The sequence below is a fragment of the Caproiciproducens lactatisolvens genome (assembly GCF_052443335.1).
Classification (GTDB): domain Bacteria; phylum Bacillota; class Clostridia; order Oscillospirales; family Acutalibacteraceae; genus Caproiciproducens.
This window is the reverse complement of the sequence record NZ_CP195750.1, coordinates 2,991,815-3,012,811: the sequence shown is the minus strand read 5'-3', so window position 1 is coordinate 3,012,811 and position 20,997 is coordinate 2,991,815. Positions and strand designations below refer to the sequence as shown.

16 protein-coding genes and 1 pseudogene are annotated in these 20,997 nt (G+C 56.0%); 9 read left to right on the top strand and 8 right to left on the bottom strand.

Translation table 11 applies throughout. The features are described from left to right. Positions 1-13 precede the first annotated feature (13 nt). Entirely contained in the window at positions 14-3,106 is a 3,093-nt protein-coding gene (locus ACRQV7_RS14855) for a hypothetical protein (protein ID WP_444658848.1), read from the bottom strand. A gap of 16 nt (positions 3,107-3,122) precedes the next feature. Beyond that, positions 3,123-3,890 (bottom strand): 23S rRNA (guanosine(2251)-2'-O)-methyltransferase RlmB, encoded by a 768-nt coding sequence (gene rlmB / locus ACRQV7_RS14850; RefSeq protein ID WP_444658847.1) that lies wholly within the window; start codon positions 3,888-3,890, stop codon positions 3,123-3,125. A gap of 229 nt (positions 3,891-4,119) precedes the next feature. On the opposite strand from rlmB, the gene ACRQV7_RS14845 reads away from it, so the two are divergent. After that, positions 4,120-5,217: a hypothetical protein gene (locus ACRQV7_RS14845; protein WP_444658846.1), complete on the top strand. Its 1,098-nt coding sequence runs from the start codon at positions 4,120-4,122 to the stop codon at positions 5,215-5,217. A 99-nt stretch (positions 5,218-5,316) separates the two neighbouring features. On the opposite strand, the gene ACRQV7_RS14840 is transcribed toward ACRQV7_RS14845, so the two are convergent. From ACRQV7_RS14840 to ACRQV7_RS14815, 6 genes are all read right to left on the bottom strand, one after another. Next, positions 5,317-5,574: an HPr family phosphocarrier protein gene (locus ACRQV7_RS14840; RefSeq protein WP_444658845.1), complete on the bottom strand. Its 258-nt coding sequence runs from the start codon at positions 5,572-5,574 to the stop codon at positions 5,317-5,319. A gap of 6 nt (positions 5,575-5,580) precedes the next feature. Continuing rightward, complete coding sequence (gene pfkB / locus ACRQV7_RS14835) at positions 5,581-6,489, bottom strand: 1-phosphofructokinase (protein WP_444658844.1); 909 nt, start codon at positions 6,487-6,489, stop codon at positions 5,581-5,583. Positions 6,490-6,523: 34 nt separating this feature from the next. Continuing rightward, complete coding sequence (locus ACRQV7_RS14830) at positions 6,524-7,789, bottom strand: zinc-binding dehydrogenase (protein WP_444658843.1); 1,266 nt, start codon at positions 7,787-7,789, stop codon at positions 6,524-6,526. Positions 7,790-7,830: 41 nt separating this feature from the next. Then, positions 7,831-8,283, bottom strand: coding sequence for a PTS sugar transporter subunit IIA (locus tag ACRQV7_RS14825; protein WP_444658842.1), 453 nt, complete (start codon positions 8,281-8,283; stop codon positions 7,831-7,833). A gap of 33 nt (positions 8,284-8,316) precedes the next feature. After that, complete coding sequence (locus tag ACRQV7_RS14820) at positions 8,317-10,410, bottom strand: BglG family transcription antiterminator (protein WP_444658841.1); 2,094 nt, start codon at positions 10,408-10,410, stop codon at positions 8,317-8,319. An 87-nt stretch (positions 10,411-10,497) separates the two neighbouring features. After that, complete coding sequence (locus ACRQV7_RS14815; protein WP_444658840.1) at positions 10,498-11,883, bottom strand: PTS mannitol transporter subunit IICB; 1,386 nt, start codon at positions 11,881-11,883, stop codon at positions 10,498-10,500. A 645-nt stretch (positions 11,884-12,528) separates the two neighbouring features. On the opposite strand from ACRQV7_RS14815, the pseudogene ACRQV7_RS14810 reads away from it, so the two are divergent. The 8 genes and pseudogenes from ACRQV7_RS14810 to ACRQV7_RS14775 all read left to right on the top strand — a co-directional run. Then, positions 12,529-12,792, top strand: a pseudogene (locus ACRQV7_RS14810) (DNA glycosylase); the annotation flags it as partial. Further along, positions 12,769-13,299, top strand: coding sequence for a DNA-3-methyladenine glycosylase family protein (locus tag ACRQV7_RS14805; protein WP_444658839.1), 531 nt, complete (start codon positions 12,769-12,771; stop codon positions 13,297-13,299). The pseudogene ACRQV7_RS14810 and the gene ACRQV7_RS14805, both read left to right, overlap by 24 nt. Positions 13,300-13,408: 109 nt before the next feature. Continuing rightward, complete coding sequence (gene fba / locus ACRQV7_RS14800; protein ID WP_444658838.1) at positions 13,409-14,347, top strand: class II fructose-1,6-bisphosphate aldolase; 939 nt, start codon at positions 13,409-13,411, stop codon at positions 14,345-14,347. A gap of 247 nt (positions 14,348-14,594) precedes the next feature. After that, positions 14,595-16,667 (top strand): elongation factor G, encoded by a 2,073-nt coding sequence (locus ACRQV7_RS14795; RefSeq protein WP_444658837.1) that lies wholly within the window; start codon positions 14,595-14,597, stop codon positions 16,665-16,667. A gap of 89 nt (positions 16,668-16,756) precedes the next feature. Next, the gene (locus ACRQV7_RS14790; RefSeq protein WP_444658836.1) at positions 16,757-17,365 is read left to right on the top strand and encodes a DUF4830 domain-containing protein; all 609 of its coding nucleotides are present in this window, start codon (positions 16,757-16,759) and stop codon (positions 17,363-17,365) included. An 83-nt stretch (positions 17,366-17,448) separates the two neighbouring features. Continuing rightward, entirely contained in the window at positions 17,449-18,186 is a 738-nt protein-coding gene (locus tag ACRQV7_RS14785) for a pseudouridine synthase (protein WP_444658835.1), read from the top strand. 238 nt (positions 18,187-18,424) lie between these two features. Then, a complete protein-coding gene (locus ACRQV7_RS14780) occupies positions 18,425-19,537 on the top strand; it encodes an ABC transporter ATP-binding protein (RefSeq protein ID WP_444658834.1) in 1,113 nt (370 codons plus the stop codon). A gap of 320 nt (positions 19,538-19,857) precedes the next feature. Next, entirely contained in the window at positions 19,858-20,943 is a 1,086-nt protein-coding gene (locus tag ACRQV7_RS14775) for a PucR family transcriptional regulator (protein WP_038326074.1), read from the top strand. Positions 20,944-20,997 lie beyond the last annotated feature (54 nt).

The following is a 20,997-nucleotide window of genomic DNA, read 5'->3' as shown; positions in this document are numbered from 1 at the left end:
ATCCGTGTTGAAATCAGGGCTTGCGAAGCCTGGGCACAATCAGGATTGCCGCCGCCCAGAACAGCTCGTAAATCATCAGCGCGGTGACGGTCAGCTGGCCGAGCCCGGAGTAGCAGGTCAAAAACGCGACCAGCAGAAGGCCGAGAATCACCGCGACGTTCTGCAGGGCAAGCGCGATGGAGATGTTGCTGCGCTGGCGGACGCACGCCGTCAGCAGACGCATCATGGCGGTCGGACGGCCCTTTGTGGCCATAATCGCTCCGGAACGCTCCTGCGGGGAAGCGGTCATTTCGGTATAGATGCTCCCCAGCCGCTCGGGCAGCACGCGCACGGAGTGTTCGTCCAGCCCGAAGCATTCCGCGAGCAGAGCCGGGGTGATGTTCGGGTCGCAGGTGCGCACGATCAGGCTGATGCCGTTGTCCTCCATGCGCCTTAGCTCCATTGCGCGGCGGCGGTCGGAATTGTAGGAGACCACGAACATGGCGACCAGCTCTCCGCCGGAGGCCAGATAAACGATTCTCTTTCCGGTGCGGATGTATTTTTCTTCATAATCGCGCGAGGGCGGCTCAATGCTGTGGGCTTCCATCAGCTTGCGGCTGCCCACCAGAATCCTCCGTCCGGAAACCCACCCGGTAACGCCCTTGTCGTCCTCGTAGACGGTATTGTCGATTTTCGGCAGCATGTCGCGGCGGCTCTTGATGATCTGGTCGAACAGGTCGCTTAACGGCCCGCCCACCGCGCACATCAGGGCGGTGGCGTCCACAATGGCGTCGTCGATGCGCTGCCCGCCGAAGGTCTTGATCGCGTTCAGCACGACGGTGCCCTTGGGGAACAGCTCTTTCGCGTCCACCAGCACGGCGTTGACCCCGCTGAACCGGTCGATCGCCGGATAGCCGACGATCATCGCGCCGCAGCGGGCGGCGATACGGCTGACCCGGTTGACCGGAAGGTTGACGCTGAGCATATTGACAAAGGGGACGCAGACGCACGCGGCAGCCGCGAAGGCGGTCAGCGCGCTGAAAATATCCTTAAATAACAGGAGGGTAACAATGCACAGTATGAGAGAAGATACGAATCCGATGGGAGCCGCTACCTGTGAGGACTGCTCGCTTGGGTCCGGCTCATAGGAAAGGCTTAAAAACTGCTTTAAAAAATTCGTCTTTGTCTGATAGGCGACGACCGGCGCGTCCATCACGCAGCCGCTCGTCATCTGCAGCGCGATGTTATGGTCGTCAAAAAGCTGCACGGACTGTTTCTGGTCGGGCGCGGCGACAAAATGGAAATTGCGGTCGATCCGCCTGGCAAAGCTGAGCTTCCCCGCGGCGTTTAAAAACAGGGCCATGACCACAAGGATGGAGTACAGATGCAGATTCCCCGTCTGCAGGCTCTGCACGGAAAACAGCAGGGAAATATTCTGGATGAGCGCGGCGATATCCGCAACGGCAACGCCGCTGTCCGCGTTTGCCTGGAACGTGACCAGCCCCTTTAATCCGTTCAGGATGGGCGTGATGCTGAAAGCGGTGGCGGTCAGCAGGAATACAAGGTTCAGAATTATGTACGGCTGCGCTCCCGTCCAGTCCCGGACCATTTCCGGCAGCAGGGAGGAATCATCCCGCAGGATACCGGAAATCAGGAGAATCACAAAGCTGATGCCCGTAACGGCCAGCCGGAGATACAGCGTTCGGATATTGGCGCTGAGGTCGTGGAAGATGGAGGGAGCGTCCGACGGGCTTTGGTAGTCGTCCAGCTCCTCCGGTTCGCCGGGCAGGTTGTCGGTGGAGTCGTTGTCCTCCTCCTCGTTCCCGAACACGCTGAAGCTTTTCTTTTTCTCCGGTTTGGTTCCGTCCTCTTCCTCCGGCTGGAAAGAGCTTTCGAGCGCCTCTCCTTCTTCGGGGTCCATGGCCAGGGAGGGAACGGGCTCGGGGAAGGGGATGGGCTGCGGAGCTTCCTCGGAAAATTCTTCCGTCTGCTCCGCGCCTTCCTCCGGCACGCCCGCGCCGCCGGACGGTTCGACGGGAATCCGGATCGGCGGCGGAGGCTGCTTCGGCCTGGCGGGCGGATAGCCCGCCGCCGCTTCAGACAAAACTTCCTCATAATTATTCAGTTGGATAAAATGAACGGGCTTTCTGAAATTCGCCCGGTAGCCGCGGACGTTTTCCGCCGACTGCGGAACCGGCTTCCCCGGTTCCCTGACGGGGGGCGGAGGCGGGACCTCTTCCTTTACCGCCGGCGCCGCCACGGGCTCCTTGACCGGCTCTTCCGAAAGCCGGCAGCGGATGGAAGGAACGGCGTCGGGCTGGAACGGCGTCTGCGGGGTCATCGGCGGGGCCGACGGCTGGAACACCGGTTCCGGGTGAGGCTCGCGTATTTCCGGCTGCGGCGCGGGGCCGGGCGCTATCTCCGGTTTTGGCTGGGGAGCCGGGCCGGGGGCGGGCCGCGGAACGGGAGGAATCACGGTCGGAGCATACGGCTCCCCGGGTTCTTCCGGCTCCGGCGGCGGTTCTTTCGCCTTCGGGCCTTCGCCGGCCGGCTGGTCCTCGTACAGGGAAAAGATATCGCCCTCATCCAGACCGACTTGGCTCATGATTTTTTTCACACGCTTTTTGCGTTCGCTGTGAAGACGCTCGAACCGTTCGGCAACCTCGTCGTCCACCACGTCGTCGCCGGTTTCACTGAAAAGATAGGAAAAGACCGGGTCTCCCTCTTTCTTTTCCGGATGGGGCACGGGGGCCTCTATTTTCCCATATTCTTCGCGGTAGTCCTCCAGCGACCGCAGCTGGAGGCCGTAGTAAATGTCCCCGTCCTCCTCCGGCTCCGGAAAATCCCGCTTGCGGCGTTTGAAAAGTCCCCTGCCGCGGCCTTTTTTCTTTTCCGGTTCCGGCGCGGCGGGATGCTCCGGAAGAGAGGAGACTTTTGCGTCCAGAGCGATTTTTGCCTGCCGGGCAATTTCCTCCGGCGTGGCAACCGCTTTTTTTCGTCCCGGGTCAGCCTTTGCCTTTTGTTCGGTGGGCGCAGGCTCCTGTTTTCCTGTTTCCAAAGTGCGCGCTTCCGCTAAAATCTCGTCTAACGAAAATTTGTCGCGCGGAGCTTTTTGATTGTCGCCCATATTGATCGCTCCTGTATTATTTTGTCTTAATCCCACTGCGCTGGCGTACAATTTCATAACAAATGATGCCGCAGGCGACCGAAGCATTAAGCGAATTTATTTTACCCTTCATCGGCAAAGATATGACAAAATCACATTTTTCTTTTACCAGCCGCCCGACGCCCGCGCCCTCGGAGCCAATCACAACGGCGGCCGGGCCGGAATAATCCACGCCGCACCAGGGCTCTCCGTCCATATCGGCGGCGTAAATCCAGACGCCGCGCTTTTTCAGCTCGTCGATGGCGGCGGTGATGTTCGTCACCCTCGCCACCGGGACGTATTCCACCGCGCCCGCGCTGGCCTTTCCGACCGCGTAGGTCAGACCCGCCGCGCGCCGCTTGGGAATGATGACGCCGTGCGCGCCGGCGCATTCCGCCACCCGCAGAACCGCGCCCAGATTGTGCGGGTCCTCCAGCTCGTCCGCCACAATAATGAACGGGGGCTCGTTCCGCTCTTCGGCGAGCCGGAAAATATCGTCGACGGTCGCGTATTCCCTGACCGCCGCCACGGCGACCACGCCCTGATGATTGGCGTTGCCGCACAGGAAATCCAGCTTTTTGCCGTCCGCTTCCTTAATGGCGATCCCTTTCTCCTTTGCCTTGGCGATCAGCGCGCTCAGGCTGCCGGTGTGCGCCCCGCGGACAATATAAAGGCTGTCGATGCTGCGCCCGCTGCGCATGGCTTCGCTCACGGCGTTCCTTCCCGCAATAATGTCGTCGCCGCGCTGCTTTTTTTCTTCGTTCATCTATTTTTACTCCCTGTTTTTATAAAATATGGCACAATCTTCCAAAATTCGCCCGGAGTCCGGGAAAGGGCGGATTTTCTCCGCCTACTTTGAATTTCAAATTAACTATACATTTTCTATTTTAGCAGATATGGACATGCCCGTCAATGAGCGGAACTTCAAAACTTTTCCGGTGTGCTCATACTTTTCACCGTCTGTGCATAGGAAAGATTCAGGAGGTACGGCAATCATGATCGTCATAAGACATAGTATTCCGCGAATTTTCATAAAAAAACGGTTTTGGGCAGCCGCCGGCATCCTGCTGCTGGTGCTTCTTCTGATTGTTTCCGTTGTAAAAAGCTGCGCCGGGCGGAAGGAAAGCCTGAGGGAATACGCGCTGGAAACGGTGTCGGAGGATTTCAAGCCCCTGGTTTCACAGGTGCTTCTGCGTACCCCGCAGGGGGAACAGATCAACACGAGGCTGCTGTACGCCGTCTACATCACCCTGTTTGACAACAGCCGGTATCCGGACAAAAGCGATGTGAGGGAACGCCTTGTAAAATGCTTCTATAAAGAGGAAAAGGATACGCCCGTACCCCTTGAGGATACGGACGGGATTTTTGAGAGGATCGAGCTGGAATTCGGCCTTTCGGTCGACGGCGCGCAGAGAAAGTCCATTGCCGGCATGAGTACGGAGCTGACGCCCGGGTATGTCGATTCCGTGTCTTTGCTGCAAAAAAACCTGAAAAGCGGGGACGGACTGAAAAACAATATCGGCCTTGCCAATTTCGCCTGGAACGCGCTGGCCTGCAAAAGCGGCTACGTTTACGGGGCGGTCGGCCAGACGATCCGGATGCCCTTTCTGCAAAAACAGCAGCGGCGGTTCGACGGGGTGGACCGGGCGGACCTGACCGGGGAACAGATCAACGCCATCTACCTGAATTTTGGGGGAAGGCCGGGCTTCGACTGCAGCGGGCTGATCAAGGCGTACTGCTGGCTGGACGAGTCGACGGGGGAAATCTCCGCAAAGCGGCCGGACGCTTTGCCGGACTGTACGGCGGACGGCCTTTTCGAGTCGGCCGAAGTCAGGGGCGATATTTCCGCGATGCCGGATACCCCGGGGCTGGCGGTCCACAGGAGCGGCCACATCGGCGTTTATGTCGGCGGGGGCGAGGTGATCGAGGCCAGGGGGAACCGGTACGGCGTTGTAAAGACCGAGCTTGCGGGGCGCGGCTGGGAGCATTATCTGCAGGTGCCCACCCTTACCTATGTCAGGGACGGAACCTACAGGATACAGGACCGCAAGGTCGTTCTGTGCGGCGGCAAAATTGCGGATACGAAGGAATAGAGCAAGAGACCGGCTCCAATGCGGAAGCATTGGAGCCGGTCTCTCCAGATGGAAGGAATTGTGCGTGAGATGGAGATATCATCATGAAAACTTGTAATCTTATAAATTTGCCTTAAAAAAGGCCTGAATATCCCTGACTGTCTGCTCCTCGTCGGAGCCTTCCACCGTAACCGTAACCTCTTCGCCCTTTTTGGCCGCAAGGCTCATAACGGAAAACAGTTTTTTTGCATTTCCCTTTTTCCCGCTTTTGCCGATGGTGACTTCCGAGGCGTGCTTCTGTGCTTCCAGAACCAAAAGGCCGGCGGGTCTGGCATGGATCCCTTCCTTATCCTGAATGACATAGCGGAACTCTTTCATCTTTTTTCACCCCTTTATTGTTTTAAGCAGAGCGGAAACTTCTTTTCCGGTCGCAAGGTTTTCGGAAAATGCGCTGGCGCTTCCGGCGGCGATCCCGGTATGGAAGGCTTCGAGAAGGCTCCTGTTTGCCAGGTATCCCGCCAGGAAGCCGGCCACCATGGAATCCCCCGCGCCGACGGTGTTGACGACCCTGCCCTGCGGGGCCGCGCTCTGGTAAACGCCGCCTGTTTCGCTGACAAGGATTGCGCCGTCGCCGCCCAGCGACACAAGGATGTTGCACGCGCCCAGCGCCTGAAGGTCCCTGCAGGCCAGGATGATTTCTTTTTCGCCTTTCAGCGCCCGTCCGCTCAGCTCTTCGAGTTCCTCCCGGTTGGGCTTGATCAGAAACGGCCGGAATTTCAGGACATTCAGGAGAAGCTGTCCGGTGGCGTCCACCACAATGCGGATCTTTTTTTCCTGCAGCCGTTCCATGATGGTCTCATAGGTGCCGGCCGGCAGGGAGGAAGGAATGCTGCCCGCGAGAACGAGGATATCTCCGTCGGAAAGGGAGCCGAGCTGCAAAAACAGTTCGCCGACTTTTTCCGGGGGGATGGGCGGGCCGCCGCCGTTTACCGCCGTTTCGCGTCTGGAGCGGATTTTCAGGTTGATACGGGACAGTCCGCCGTCCAGCCGGATGAAATCGGTGCTGCAGCCGAAGGACCGTACGCCCCGCTCGATTTCATCCCCGGTAAATCCGGCGATGAAGCCGAGCGCCGTGCTGTCGATCCCAAGGTTTTTCAGCACAATGGAAACGTTGATTCCCTTTCCGCCGCTCAGGATTTTTTCACCGCTGCTCCGGTTGATTTCGCCCTCGCGGAAATCCGGGACATCCGTGATGTAATCGAGCGCGGGATTAAATGTTACGGTATAAATCAATGGTGTGTACCCCCGCAGTTCTGTTGATCAGTTTTCAGCCGTTCAGCCCGTAATGCGCAAACAGAATTTGTTCCGCTTCGCTGTTCCACAGGCCGCTGTGCTTTTCGCAGCTGTCCGCCAGCTTTTTGAACAGCTCATCCTTTTCGCCCAAGGCGCGGAAATCGTCGATGGCTGTCAGCGGCAGGTTGATATGGGTATAAATCAGCTTTTTGCCGCCGGGGATGGAGGGCAGGTTTTCGGTTGCGTCGGCGACGCAGTCCAGCCCGCCCACATGGGTGACCATCACCGACGGATTGATGGTTCCGGCGGCGGACAGGTCGAGCGCTTCCACAAGGTCGTCGGTGTTGCCGCCGGTGGAGCCCATGATGTGGGTGCTTATGTAATGCGTATTATACATATTGATATTGGCGGAAAACTTGTTGTCCGTCGGGCCGGCGAAGAAATTGAGGCAGCCGTCAAAGGCAAGCAGGCTGTCCGCCTGCTCTACCAGGGGACGGATGGGCGCCATGACGAGGATGTCGTCGTAGCCCTTGCCGCCGGTCAGCGCTTTCAGGCCTTCGTACTGGTCTTCAAGCTTGTTTGGATTGACGTATTTCAGCGTTACGCCCTGCGCGGCGGCCTTGGAAACCGGGACCACTTTTTCCGCGCGCGCGATGCGGTCCTCGCTGACGTCGGTCACAACGACCAGGCGGGGCTTTTTCTCAAGGCAGATGGCGTATTCCACCGCGCCGAGGCCCATGGGGCCCGCGCCGCCCATGATCAGAAGCGCGCCGTTTTCTTTGACGCCGGAGGCGTGGTCGTAATTGCGCTTATTGGTGTGGTAGTTGGAATGGAAGCCGCCGATGATACAGGACATCGGCTCGCCGAGCGAGGCCTCAAAGTAGCTGGGGCCGTGGTAGTGCAGCAGGCATCCCAGTTCCATCACCTCGTGCGGGATGATGCAGTAGGTGCAGTCCCCGCCGAAAAATTCATAGGAATAGCCGGGGGAATTGAGGCTCCCCTTGTAATTCAGGGCGGGCTGTTGGGCGAATTTTTCGCCCGGGGTGAATTCATGCTGCCACTTTGCCCCTACCTTTACAATGTCGCCGGCAAATTCATGCCCGACGATCACGGGATTCGTGTCAATATTCTGAGGGGCGCGCTTATGCTTTTTCCCCTGCTTTATTAGCTTATAGGTGGACATGCAGATACTGTCGCTGACAACCTTGACCAGTATTTCATCGTCCTTTATTTCCGGCAGCTCGAATTCCTCGAGCCGCAAATCGTCTGCTCCATACATTCTGACTGCTTTCGTCTTCATAGTGATTCCTTTCTCCGGCCCGTGCGGCCGGGAGCCAAAATTCAATCGCCGCTGAATAAACGGTAAATCTGATCGGCGTCCCCGCCTTTTACAAGGGCTTCCACCTTCTCCGGCGTATCCAGCTTCTCAACAATATTCCTTAAAATTTCCAGATGCTCGTCTCCGACCGCGGCGATGCCCACCACAAGGTAGACGGTTTCGCCGTCCCAGGGAATCCCGCCCGGATACACCAGGACCACCAGCCCGGAGGACGCGATTTCCTTTTTCACTTCGCTTTCTCCGTGGGGGATGGCAATGCTGTTGCCGATACAGGTGGAGAGCTTTTTCTCTCTCGCGAGCATGCCGTCGACGTAGGGCTTTGCGACATAGCCGCTTTCAACCAGCAGCTCTCCCGCGCGCCGGATGGCTTCCTCTTTGTTTTCGGCGCTGCAGTTCAGGATAATGTTCCGCTTCATCAGAAGCTCCGGCTTTTTTGTGCTTTTCTTAAAAAACATAATGTGTGTACCACCTTCTTTGAATGGACGGTTTCACAGGTAGAGCTCTTTGATTTTCTGTGCAAAGTAGCCCTCCAGGATCTCCTGTATTTTTGCGTAGGAAACGTCCCGGTCCCCGGATTTGAGCGCGTTCAGAAAATCTTCGTCTTCAATCAGCGCGCTGCTGAGCTTTCCCATCATCTGGCTGTTCTCCTTACCGCCGGAGCCCGTGGGGATGAGCATGACGACCGCCAGTACGGCGCTCTTTAGATATTCGCTGCAGAAGGGAGGATGGTTGGGCAGGATCACGGAAAACACCGGCTTGCTCACGCCGCCGGTCCTTGCGTGAAGCAGGGCGAACTGATAGCTGGCAACCACCTGGGAACTGATTTTCTCCCTGGCGAGGAGATCGTTGAAAATCAGTCTGCGGTTTGTGTCGCTGTCGCCGAAGCGCTGGCTTGCCTGACTGACAAGCTCCGCGAAACTGGTATTCTCATCCGTGTACGAAATCCCGAACCGGGAAAGCACGGACTGGATGTTTTCCGCCATATCCCACGTTTTGTGCAGGTGGCCGGAGGAGCTCCCGTTCTTCGTTTCAGGCGGGAGCTGACCCGTTTCCACATAGGCACAGCGGTTGATCTCTTCGCGGATCTTTTCCAGATCCTCATCCGTAGGCAGGGGGCTGACCAGCAGATACGGGTACGGAACATCCCTGAGGGGGAAGGAGGAGACAAGGATATCGATATCCGACGGGGTCCCTTCGGCCAGATCCTCCTGTGCGTATGTCTTTACCAGAACATCCGCCCTGAACGTGTTTTTGATGCGGGAGGACATCAGATAGGAAATTCCGATTCCGCTTGCGCAGACAACGCCGATGGCGACGACCTTGCGCCGGAGCTTTCTTTCTTTCAGGCGGATGACAGCCGCCCCGAAATGGGTGGCAAGGTAGCCTGTTTCCGCGTCGGGCACGGCAAAGCCGTAGCTTTCCCAGATGACCTGCGCGGCATTTTTGCTTTTCTCAAAGATATCCGGATACATGGCGCGGATCTGGTCCAGCATATTGTTCTGGATGGCCATGTTGTGCTTGAGCCGGATCAGGGTGGGGTCCAGGTGGACGATCAGCCCGCTCAGCAGGACCTCATCCGTTTTCAGCTCCTGAGCCATGTCCGGGTCGAACCGCTCGATCATCCGGTAAATCATGCGGATCAGGTCATAATGGTCGATAAAGAAATCGTCGTCCGGATTTTGGTCAATATATTTTTGTTTTGCGCTTTTGATATGAATACAGATATATGCCCTTTCCTCGTCGCAGATTTTGAACTGGAAAGAATCCTCCAGCATATCCGCGATGGTGTCGGCGAGCACATAGTCCTCAGTCGCTTTCAGTTTTTCGATGGTTTCCGGTTCCATGGAGATTGTTTTCTGCCTGATAATTCTTTCTGCCGCGATGGAAAGATAGATGACCAGCCTGAAGCGGGAGGATTCCGTGAACCGTTCCAGCTTCCTGCTTGGAATCGTTTTCAGCGCGGAGATTACCTGATTGAAAATTTTGGCATCCAACAGGGGATAAACGTCTATTTGCTCAGCCGGTTTTCCGGTTGTACCGGAAGATGCCTCCCAGTATTCCTCCCGGCCGATATTTTCATAAATAAATTGGGAAAGCGCCCGGCGGTAGGCTTCCTCGGTGCCTTCCAAAGCAACACCGTATCCCTGCCGCCGGGACAGATCCAAATCGTTTTCCCGGAACCAGCCAGCAATGACGTCCATGTCATTGCTGATGGTCCCTTCGCTGACCTTGAACAAATTTGAGTAATAGTAAAGCTTCTGTACGCTTTGATTTTTCAGGATCTCCAGAATCAGGCGTTTCCTTCTGGATTCCTTGTCCATGGGTTCCGGTTCCTCTTCACTGAGAAGCGCCTGGGCAAGTTTTTCCCTGTCCTGTTCGCTTCCTTCCAGCCGGATCCCCACCCCTGACTTTGCGTTGATTTTCAGGTGAAAGGCGCGAAGCTGGGAGTCCACGTTTTCCATATCGCGGAAAAGCGTCCGCTTGCTGGTGTTCAGCAGGGAAGCAAGCTCGCTTACAGAAACGGGCTCCGTATTTTTCAGTAAAATACGGAACAAATGATTTAAACGCGGTGTAAAAGTCATTTGTAACCCCTCCTGATACCCAATGGTACTATTTTTTGCGCGCTTCGTATACCGTGTTTATGTACGGATTGAACCCGGTTTTCTTTGCTATATTGCCGAAGCGAGGCCGTTCAGCTGATTGACCAGCTCGTCATACTCCGGTGCCGCCATAAAGTTGGTGATGGTTACGAGCTGCGCGTTCGGAACGGCTTTCTTCACTCTTTCCATCAGCTCGTGATGGGTGACGACGATCTGAACGTCGCGCGGAATGTCTTCGATCGAGGAATGGAGAACCTGAATGTCCAGACCGGCTTCCCTCAGCTTTTTACTGAGAACGGTTGCGCCCATTGCGCTGGAGCCCATGCCTGCGTCACACGCGAAGACGATTTTGCTTACGTTGACTTTACGCAGAGCGGGTGCGGCTTTTCCGGATTTTCCGGCCTTCATTGCCTTTACCTTGTCTTTGGCTTCGTCAAGGTTGTCTTCGTCCTTCGCCGTTGCCTTCAAAAGTACGAACGAAAGCGCGAAGCTGACTGCCGCGGCGCATGCCACGCCGAGAATGGTTCCAAAGAAGCCGCCCTTCGGGGTCATCAGCAGGAAAGCGATGATGCTTCCGGGGGAAGCGGCCGCGACCAGGCCCGCGCCGAGGATTCCCTCAACAAAGGAACCGGTGATGCCGCCGGCGATGACCGCAAGGATCAGGATCGGGTTCATCATGACATAGGGGAAGTAGATTTCGTGGATACCGCCGAGGAAATGGATGATCACGGCGCCGGGAGCGGAGCTCTTCGCCGTGCCCTTTCCGGCGATGCAGTACGCAAGCAGCAGCCCAAGGCCGGGGCCCGGGTTTGCTTCGAGCATAAAGAAGATGGATTTGCCGGCCTGGCCTGCCTGCTCAATCCCGAGCGGGGTCAGGATACCGTGGTTGATCGCGTTGTTGAGGAACAGGACCTTCGCGGGCTCGATGAAGATCTGCGCCAGCGGCAGCAGGCCCGCCTTTACAAAGAAATCAACGCCGGCGGCCATGCCGTTGGTCAGGGCCACGCACAGCGGGTTGATCAGCAGGAACGCGATGATCGCGAGGATGCCGCCGATGATGCCGGCCGAGAAGTTGTCGACGAGCATTTCAAAGCCCGCTTTGACCTTGCCCTGGATCGCTTTGTCAAACTGCTTGATGCAATAGCCGCCCAGAGGACCCATAATCATGACGCCGAGGAACATCGGGATGTCCGCGCCGATGATCACGCCGATCGAGGCGATGGCACCGACAACGGCACCTCTTTGTCCGCCGACCATACGGCCGCCCGTGTAGCCGATCAGGAGCGGGAGCAGATACTTCAGCATCGGGTCCACCATCGCCGCAAGCTTTTCATTCGGCGTCCAGCCGGTGGCGATAAACATTGCGGTGATAAGGCCCCAAGCAATGAAGGCCCCGATGTTCGGCATGACCATGCCGCTTAGGAATCTTCCGAAGCTTTGAACTTTTTCTTTCATTTTTACTCCGCCTTTCAACAAATAGTTCCGAAATATTTCTGCTATGATTATAAGCCGGAGCGCCATACTTTCTCAAGAGAAACAAAAACAGATTTGGCACACGGAAATGATGCCAAATTTTAATAACTTGAATTCTGTATTTTGTGCAATTTGCTGAATATAGTTTTTGCAGAGGCAAAAAATCCCTATGGAATCCCGTTTTGAAGCGCCAAAGAATTTAGGACAAGCCGCCGCCTTTTCGGCTTTTATCCAGAGAGTAACTAAAATATGCGCCGCTTTTTTCCAGGCGTGGAGCCATTTATACACACAGTATTTGCAAAAGTTTACATAACGTCGTGGAATACTCGCGATTCTCTGTTGAAAACTCGGTTGAAAATGTTAATAAGTGTGGAGACCACCCCGCTTTCCCGATTGTGAATAGGAAAATGTATACATAATTATGTCAACCCACTATTGAAAACTTTAAAAACAATCAGTATTCTAACCTTTACCTAACTGTGCTATAATCATTTTGCGACGCATGAAGACGATCAAGTGGATTTTCTTTTTCCGGAAAAGTCTTTCGACACTCCCGCGACGAAAGGCTTTTCCGCGTAACGCTTTGGAAGGGAGGACGGACCTACGGGGAAGAAAACAGACAGCCTCGACCTGGAGCAGACGCTGGACTGCGGGCAGTGCTTCCGCTGGGAAAAGCAGAAGGACGGCTCCTACACGGGCGTCGCCTCCGGCAGGATTTTAAATATTTCTGAAGAAAACCGGGAACAGGCGCTGCGGGACCCCTTCTGGCGGAATTATTTCGATCTGCCGCTCGACTACGGGAAAATCCGGGAAGACCTGGCGGCAGGCGACGCCGCGCTGGCCCGGGCGGCCAAATTCGCGCCCGGCATGCGGATCCTGAATCAGGAGCCGTGGGAGGCGCTGTGCTCCTTCATCTTTTCCCAGAACAACAATATCCCGAGAATCAAGGGAATCGTGGCACGGTTCTGCGCCGGCTTCGGCGAAAAGATCGGGGAGGGCTTTTTCGCCTTTCCGAAAGCCGAAAAAATCGCGTGCCTGCGGGAGGAAGAGCTTGCGGAAATCCGCTGCGGGTTCCGCGCGAAATACATTCTGAGCGCCGCGCGCAAGGTGGCGCAGGGAGAAGTCGACCTGGAAGCGCTCAAAACCGCGCCGCTCCCCGAAGCCCGCGAACGCCTGATGACGATTCACGGAGTGGGGCCGAAGGTGGCGGACTGCACCCTGCTGTACGGGCTGCACCGGCTGGAGGCGTTTCCGATGGATGTGTGGATGAAGCGCGCGATGCGGGTGCTGTTTCCCGGCAGGGAGCCGGAAAGCTTCGGCCGCTACGCCGGGATCGCCCAGCAGTACATCTTTCATTACAGCCGCAGCAATCCGGCGCTGTTTGAAAAGGACGCCTGACGCCGGAACGTCCGGTTCGAAGGGATTTTGCGGGTTGTTAAAATTTAATCTTTCCCTTTCCCTTTTTTTGGGATATAATAGTCTTATCATACATTGGGAGGTAATTACCATGCCATTAGTCAATACAGTAGAAATGTTCAAAAAAGCATACGCCGGGGGATACGCCGTCGGCGCGTTCAACGTCAACAACATGGAAATTGTTCAGGGTATTACCGAGGCCTGCCAGGAGCTGAAAGCACCGGTCATTCTTCAGGTTTCCGCGGGCGCGCGCAAATATGCGAACCACACCTATCTGACAAAGCTGGTCGAAGCGGCCGTGATCGAAAACCCCGATATCCCGATTGCCCTGCACCTTGACCACGGTTCTTCCTATGAGCTGTGCAAGGACTGCATTGACGGCGGATTTACCTCCGTGATGTACGACGGCTCCTCCAAGCCCTACGAGGAAAACGTGGAGGAAGCCCGCAAGGTAGCGGAATACGCGCACAAATACAACGTGACCGTCGAAGCCGAGCTGGGCAAGCTGGCCGGCGTGGAAGACGACGTAAAGGTGGAGGACGACAAGGCCCAGTTCACCGACCCGGACGAGGTGCAGGACTTTGTCAGGCGCACCGGAGTGGATTCCCTTGCGATCGCGATCGGGACAAGCCACGGCGCTTATAAGTTCAAGCCGGGCCAGAAGCCGAAGCTCCGCCTGGATATTCTGCAGGAGGTCGCCGACCGCCTGCCGGGCTTCCCGATCGTGCTGCACGGCGCTTCCTCCGTCATTCCCGAGTTCGTACAGCAGATCAACCGGTACGGCGGACAGATGCCGGACGCCATCGGCATTCCGGAGGAAATGCTCCGCGAGGCCGCGAAGATGGCGGTCTGCAAAATCAACGTGGACTCCGACCTGCGCCTTGCCATGACGGCGAGCATCCGCAAATATTTCGCGGAAAATCCGAGCCATTTTGACCCGAGACAGTACCTTGCTCCCGCACGCACGGCAATCAAGGACATGGTAGAGCATAAGATCACCACCGTTCTGGGCTGCGCGGGCAAAGCATAAAATAGTTCGTTTCCATGTAAAAAGGTCCGTCCGGTTTCCGGACGGGCTTTTTTACGTTTGCGGCCGAAAAACGCCCGTTTTGGCCGCAAACGGCGGCAAAGGCGCTTTCCGGGGCAGATTCTTGCGTGAAAATCTGAAATTTTAACAATTTGGGATTGTAATCATTGTAAAAACAAGCTATAATTATCGTAAATTTGGTTGCACAATTGTATGGTTGTAACAATCAATCCCTGAAAGGAGTATCTATATGAAACAGTATCATGCAAAGAATATTCTCAACATTGCAATTGCGGGACACAGCGGCGCCGGGAAAACCAGCATCGCGGAGGCTATGCTGTATCTGTCCGGCGCCACCGACCGTTTTGGCAAGGTCGGCGAAGGAAGCACCGTCTGCGACTTTGACCCCGAAGAGATCAAGAGAAAAATCACCGTGACGACTGCGGTGGCCCCTTTGGAATGGAAGAATCATAAAATCAATCTGATAGATGCTCCGGGCCTTTTCGATTTTGAGGGCGGCATGTGCGAGGCGGTCCGCGCGGCGGATTCCGTCCTGGTCGCCGTCTCCGGCAAAAGCGGCGTGTCCGTGGGCACGGAAAAGGCGGTGGAAGCGGCGAACAGGCGCGGCCTTGCGAAAATCTTCTTTGTCAACGGCCTGTGCGACGAAAGCGCGCGCTTCTACAAGGTGTTTGAGGATTTGAAGGCCGGCTTCGGCCCGTCCGTCTGCCCCGTTGTGGTTCCGTTTATTGAGGACGGCAAGGCGAACATATACATCAACATGCTGGAATACAAGGCCTATGATTACCAGAACGGCAAACCGGTGGAAGTGAAGATGCCGGACATGGGAACCAGGCTGGAAGGGCTGCGCACCGCGATTTACGAGGCGGTAGCGGAGACCAGCGACGAAATGTTTGAGAAATATTTTTCCGGCGAGCAGTTTACGCCGGAGGAAGTGATCGTAGGCGTCAGCAAGGGCGTGAAATCCGGCGCGATCAGCCCGGTGTTCTGCGGGGATGCGCTGCTGATGAGAGGGATGGAGCAGTTTTTGGACGGCCTGACCTGGCTGGCGCCTTCCGCGGAGGACAAAAGCGGGGAAATCGGCTCGGATGTGGACGGCAACCCGGTGGAGCTTTCGGTCAATGACGACGCCGCGGCCGCCGCGATTGTGTTCAAGACCATCGCCGACCCGTTTATCGGCAAGCTGTCCTACCTGAAGGTGGTCTCCGGGAAAGTGGCGACGGATTCCCAGCTGATCAATATGCGCACGGGAAACGTGGAGCGCATCGGCAAGACGGTCATGATGCGCGGCAAGAAGCAGGAGGACGCCCCCTGCATCGGCGCGGGCGATATCGGCGCGGTCCTGAAGCTGCAGGGCGTCAGCACGGGCGACACGCTCTGTTCTCCGGCAAGAAAGGTCACGCTGGAGGGGATCACTTACCCGAACGCCACGCTTTCCATGGCGGTGGTGCCGAAGAATAAGGGCGAAGAGGATAAGGTCGCACAGGGTATTTTCCGTCTGGTGGACGAAGATCCCACCATAAAATTCACAACCAACGCGGAAACGCATCAGATGGTGCTGTCCGGCATGGGCGAGCAGCATCTCGATATCATCATTTCCAAATTGAGGAATAAATTCGGCGTGGAGGTCACGCTGCAGAAGCCGCGCGTGCCTTACCGCGAAACCATCCGCAAGAAGGTGCAGGTGCAGGGCCGGTACAAGAAGCAGACCGGCGGACACGGGCAGTTCGGCGATATCTGGGTCGAATTTGAGCCCTGCGACAGCGAGGGCCTCGAGTTCGGCGAACGCGTCGTGGGCGGCGCGGTGCCGAAAAACTTTTTCCCCGCGGTGGAAAAGGGGCTGCGCGAGTCCATTGTGAAAGGGCCGCTCGCCGGATACCCGGTGGTCGGGTTAAAGGCGACGCTGTACGACGGCTCGTACCATCCGGTGGATTCCTCCGAAATGTCCTTCAAAATGGCGGCGAACCTCGCTTACAAAGCGGGTATGCCGATTGCGAACCCCGTGCTGCTGGAGCCGATCGGCACGCTGAAATGCACGGTGCCGGACGCCAACATGGGCGATGTGATGGGCGAGGTCAACAAGCGCCGCGGCCGCGTGCTGGGGATGAACCCGGCGGAGAACGGCAGGCAGGTCGTGGAAGCCGAGGTGCCCATGGCGGAGATGCACGATTTTACCACCTTCGTGCGCCAGTCCACCCAGGGCAGGGGGTCGTTCACCTTTGATTTCTGCCGTTATGAGGAGGCGCCGCCGCAGGTGGCCCAGAAGGTGATTGAGGAAGCGAAAGCCGCGGAAGCGCAAGAATAACAAATGCAGACAGCCGCCGGAAACGGAGGCTGTTTTTGCATTTTTTCCCGTCTCCCCGCATATTTATCTTTATACAAGGGGGCGGGAATATGTTTATTTTTTCAATTAAGGCCGGCAGAAAAAAGATACTGATCGGGCTGGCGGCAATTTTACTGGTGGTGACCGCGGCGATCGTCGTGACGAAGCTGTTTCATTCCGGACCGGTTGCTTCGGCCGGCGGGAAAAAGTATACCCTTACCGCAGGCTCGAACGACCAGCGCGTTTCCTTTTTGAAACAGTTTGGCTGGCAGGTAAACACCGAACCGATTGAAGTGAAGGACGTGGCGATTCCGGCGCAGTTCGACGACGTCTATCTCCAATATAACAATATCCAGAAAGAGCAGGGGCTTGACCTGACCCCCTACGCGGGGAAAACCTGCAAGCAGTGGATCTATGCGGTCACAAACTATCCGCAGGCGACCGATGTAAGGGCCACCCTTCTTGTTTACGACAACCGGGTGATCGGGGGCGACCTGAGCACCGTCCAGCTGGACGGCTTTATGACCGGTTTTTCCGGGGAGAAGAGCAGCAACGATTACGGGGAGCCGATCCAGGAGAATCCCAACGCGGCTTCCGGTGACCCGAACGCGGCCTCGGCGGACCCCAACACGGCTTCCGCCGCTTCTGAAATCCCGGCGAACGCCTGGCCCACGGACTGAACGGGCGGGGCCAGGTTCCTCATTGACCGGCGCGCCGCAATCGTTTAAACGAAAGGGACAGTGAAAACACGGAGGATGAGCAAATGAGCATGGAACGGCTCGACAAAATACTGGCTTCGCAGAACCTGGGCAGCCGCAGGGACGCCGGGGCGATGATTCGCCGCGGCGTTGTTGCGGTGAACGGCAGCGTGGTCAGAAAAGCCGACTATAAGGTGGACACGCAGTCCGACGAAGTGACGGTGAACGGGGAACCCCTGAATTTCCGGGAGTTCCTTTATCTGATGATGAACAAGCCCGCCGGCGTGCTCTCCGCGTCCCGGGATACGCGGGCGCGGACCGTGGTGGACCTGCTGCCGCCGGAGCAGAGGCGGCGCGGGCTTTTCCCCGCGGGTCGGCTGGACAGGGACACGGAAGGGCTGCTCATCATTACCGACGACGGAGCGTTCGCCCACCGGATGCTCGCGCCGAAAAGCCATGTGTACAAGCTCTATGAGGCGGTTCTTGCCCGCCCGGTCGTCCCGGAGGACGTCGCCGCGTTTGAAAACGGGGTGGAGCTGAAAGACAGGACGTGCCTGCCGGCGCGGCTGGAGGTTCTGGAGGACGGGGAACGCCCGCTTGTCCGCGTACAAATCCGCGAGGGGAAGTTCCACCAGGTGAAGCGGATGTTTCTGGCGCGCGGCAACGAGGTGCTGAAGCTGAAGCGGGTACAGATCGGCGGGCTGAAGCTGGATGAAAAGCTGGCTCCGGGAGCCGCGCGGGAGCTGGACAAGCGGGAGAGATCCGCCATTTTCAGCCAATCTTCGCTATCCAATATACACTAAATTCGGGACCTGTTTTTGTGTTTTATCAGATTTTCATAATTCCAAAACGCAAAGTTTGGATAAAAAACGGCTGTTAATCCCCGGTCGCATCTGTTATCATGAATTCACGAAATGAGAAACGGTTTGATTTACAGCGATCCATTATTTCCCCAAAGTGCCGATTGGTTTTTTCCCCAATGGAAATGGAAACGCTGTGGGAACCGTTGAGACGAACAGTATGAGATTCAGGAGGATTATGATGGCAAACGTTACATTAAAGCATATTTACAAGGTCTACGAAGGAGGCGTGACCGCGGTTACGGATTTCAATCTGGAAATCGCGGACAAGGAATTCATTATTCTGGTCGGTCCGTCCGGCTGCGGAAAATCCACTACCCTGCGGATGATCGCGGGACTGGAGGAAATCAGCAAGGGCGAGCTGTATATCGGGGAGACGCTTGCGAACGATATTGCGCCGAAGGACCGCGACATCGCAATGGTGTTCCAGAACTACGCGCTTTATCCCCATATGACGGTTTTTGACAATATGGCTTTCGGCCTGAAGATCCGCAAGGTGGCGAAGGAAGAAATCAAGCGCCGCGTGGAAGAGGCCGCCAAGATTCTGGACATCTCCCATCTGCTCGACAGAAAGCCGAAGGCCCTGTCCGGCGGCCAGCGCCAGCGCGTCGCCCTCGGGCGCGCCATTGTCCGCGACCCGAAGGTTTTCCTCCTGGACGAACCTCTTTCCAATCTGGACGCCAAGCTGCGCGCGCAGATGAGGACGGAAATTTCCAAGCTGCACAAAAGGCTGGGCACCACCTTCATTTATGTAACGCACGATCAGACCGAGGCCATGACCATGGGCGACCGCATCGTGGTGATGAAGGACGGCTTTATCCAGCAGGTCGACACGCCGCAGAACCTGTACGATTATCCGGTAAACGAGTTTGTGGCCGGCTTTATGGGTTCCCCGCAGATGAACTTTATCGACGCGGAGGTCGAAAACAGGGACGGCCGCTTCTTCCTGAAATTCGGCAGGTACAGCGTTGCCGTTCCCGAAGGGAAGGACAAGGACGGCGTGCTGAAGGATTACGCGGGCAAAACGGTTGTGTTCGGCATCCGCCCCGAAGACGTGCACGACGAGCCGGACTTCCTCGCAAAGGCGACGGATGGCATCGTAAAGGCCGGGGTGGAGGTAACCGAGCTGATGGGCGCGGAAACCTATCTGTACCTGAACTGCGAGAACAGCGACATTACGGCCAGGGTGGAGCCGACCTCCACCGCCAAGACGGGCGACATCATCGAGATCGCCTTTAACCTCCGGAAAATGCATCTGTTTGATAAAGATACGGAAAAGACGATTCTGAACTGACGGGTTTCCCTCACGGAAGGCGGTTTTCCCCTGACCGTCTTCCTGCAATTTTTCGCCGTCCGACAGTTTTCCGACATTCCCGGGGCCGTGTTCACACGGCCCTTTATTTTTATACAGAAAAATAAAAATATTTTTCCGCCGACAAAGAAATAAATTATGGTAAAAAAGGGGATTTTATCCCCAAATTTCTCCTGAAAATGATATTTTTTTATTTTATGTTCAATACATAGTTGAAAAATGCGTTGAATTTATGTAAAATGTATGTAGCATACTATAATATTTCAGCAGATTCCACAAGTTATATAAAGTGAGGGAGAGCTATGTCAAATAGATTATTTCAGGGAGTTATCCACCAAATGCGTGACGCAATCGACCGTACGATCGGTGTAATCGATGAGACCTCGGTTATCATAGCTTGCAGTGAGCTTGGCCGTATCGGCGAAGTGAACGACAGCATTACCGCCGAGGTTCTGGCGACGCCGGGAACTTTTGTGGTCAACGGCTATACTTTTAAGTCGTTCGGCAGCCGCCCAAGGCCGGAATACGCCGTTTTTGTTTCCGGCAGCGATCCGGAGGCCGGCCGCTACGCTTCCCTGCTGGCTGTTTCACTGAGCAGCATCAAGCAGTATTACGATGAAAAATACGACCGCAGCAACTTTATCAAGAATGTGATTCTGGATAATATCCTGCCCGGCGATATCTATTTGAAAGCCCGGGAGCTCCGCTTTAACGCTGATGTGAACCGCGTGTGTATGCTGATTAAAATTACGAACAAGTCCGATATTTCGGCTTACGATGTGGTACAGAATCTTTTCCCGGATAAAAACAAGGACTTTATCATTAATATTAACGAAAACGATATCGCGCTGGTCAAGGAAATCCGCGCCGGCATTGAGCCGAAGGATCTGGAAAAACTGGCAAGTTCCATTGTGGACACCCTTTCCAGCGAGTTCTACACCCACTGTGTGGTCGGGATCGGCACCACGGTGACCGGAATCAAGGATCTGGCCCGCTCCTTCAAGGAAGCCCAGGTCGCGCTGGAGGTCGGCAAGGTGTTCGACACGGAGAAGCCGATCGTCAGCTACGACAACCTCGGGATTGCCCGTCTGATTTACCAGCTGCCGACGACGCTGTGCGACATGTTCCTGAAAGAAGTCTTCAAGCGCGGCTCGATCGAATCGCTGGACCACGAGACCCTGTTCACCATTCAGCGCTTTTTTGAAAACAACCTGAACGTTTCCGAAACCTCCCGCAAGCTGTTTGTCCACCGGAATACGCTGGTTTACAGGCTGGAAAAGATCAAGAAGATCACCGGTCTGGATCTGCGCGAGTTTGAAGACGCCATTGTTTTCAAGGTCGCTCTGATGGTCAAGAAGTATCTTTCTTCCAACCCAGTTAAATTCTGACAGGGAAATGAAAAAAGAAATCAGAAATATTACAGATTTATTACAATTTAATTC

Excerpts from the sequence above, each read along its gene's own strand:
- ACRQV7_RS14855 (WP_444658848.1), bottom strand. The coding sequence starts at position 3,106 with ATGGGCGACAATCAAAAAGCTCCGCGCGACAAATTTTCGTTAGACGAG.
- rlmB (WP_444658847.1), bottom strand. The coding sequence starts at position 3,890 with ATGAACGAAGAAAAAAAGCAGCGCGGCGACGACATTATTGCGGGAAGG.
- ACRQV7_RS14845 (WP_444658846.1), top strand. The coding sequence starts at position 4,120 with ATGATCGTCATAAGACATAGTATTCCGCGAATTTTCATAAAAAAACGG.
- ACRQV7_RS14840 (WP_444658845.1), bottom strand. The coding sequence starts at position 5,574 with ATGAAAGAGTTCCGCTATGTCATTCAGGATAAGGAAGGGATCCATGCC.
- ACRQV7_RS14830 (WP_444658843.1), bottom strand. The coding sequence starts at position 7,789 with ATGAAGACGAAAGCAGTCAGAATGTATGGAGCAGACGATTTGCGGCTC.
- ACRQV7_RS14825 (WP_444658842.1), bottom strand. The coding sequence starts at position 8,283 with ATGTTTTTTAAGAAAAGCACAAAAAAGCCGGAGCTTCTGATGAAGCGG.
- ACRQV7_RS14820 (WP_444658841.1), bottom strand. The coding sequence starts at position 10,410 with ATGACTTTTACACCGCGTTTAAATCATTTGTTCCGTATTTTACTGAAA.
- ACRQV7_RS14815 (WP_444658840.1), bottom strand. The coding sequence starts at position 11,883 with ATGAAAGAAAAAGTTCAAAGCTTCGGAAGATTCCTAAGCGGCATGGTC.
- ACRQV7_RS14805 (WP_444658839.1), top strand. The coding sequence starts at position 12,769 with ATGCGGATCCTGAATCAGGAGCCGTGGGAGGCGCTGTGCTCCTTCATC.
- fba (WP_444658838.1), top strand. The coding sequence starts at position 13,409 with ATGCCATTAGTCAATACAGTAGAAATGTTCAAAAAAGCATACGCCGGG.
- ACRQV7_RS14795 (WP_444658837.1), top strand. The coding sequence starts at position 14,595 with ATGAAACAGTATCATGCAAAGAATATTCTCAACATTGCAATTGCGGGA.
- ACRQV7_RS14790 (WP_444658836.1), top strand. The coding sequence starts at position 16,757 with ATGTTTATTTTTTCAATTAAGGCCGGCAGAAAAAAGATACTGATCGGG.
- ACRQV7_RS14785 (WP_444658835.1), top strand. The coding sequence starts at position 17,449 with ATGAGCATGGAACGGCTCGACAAAATACTGGCTTCGCAGAACCTGGGC.
- ACRQV7_RS14780 (WP_444658834.1), top strand. The coding sequence starts at position 18,425 with ATGGCAAACGTTACATTAAAGCATATTTACAAGGTCTACGAAGGAGGC.
- ACRQV7_RS14775 (WP_038326074.1), top strand. The coding sequence starts at position 19,858 with ATGTCAAATAGATTATTTCAGGGAGTTATCCACCAAATGCGTGACGCA.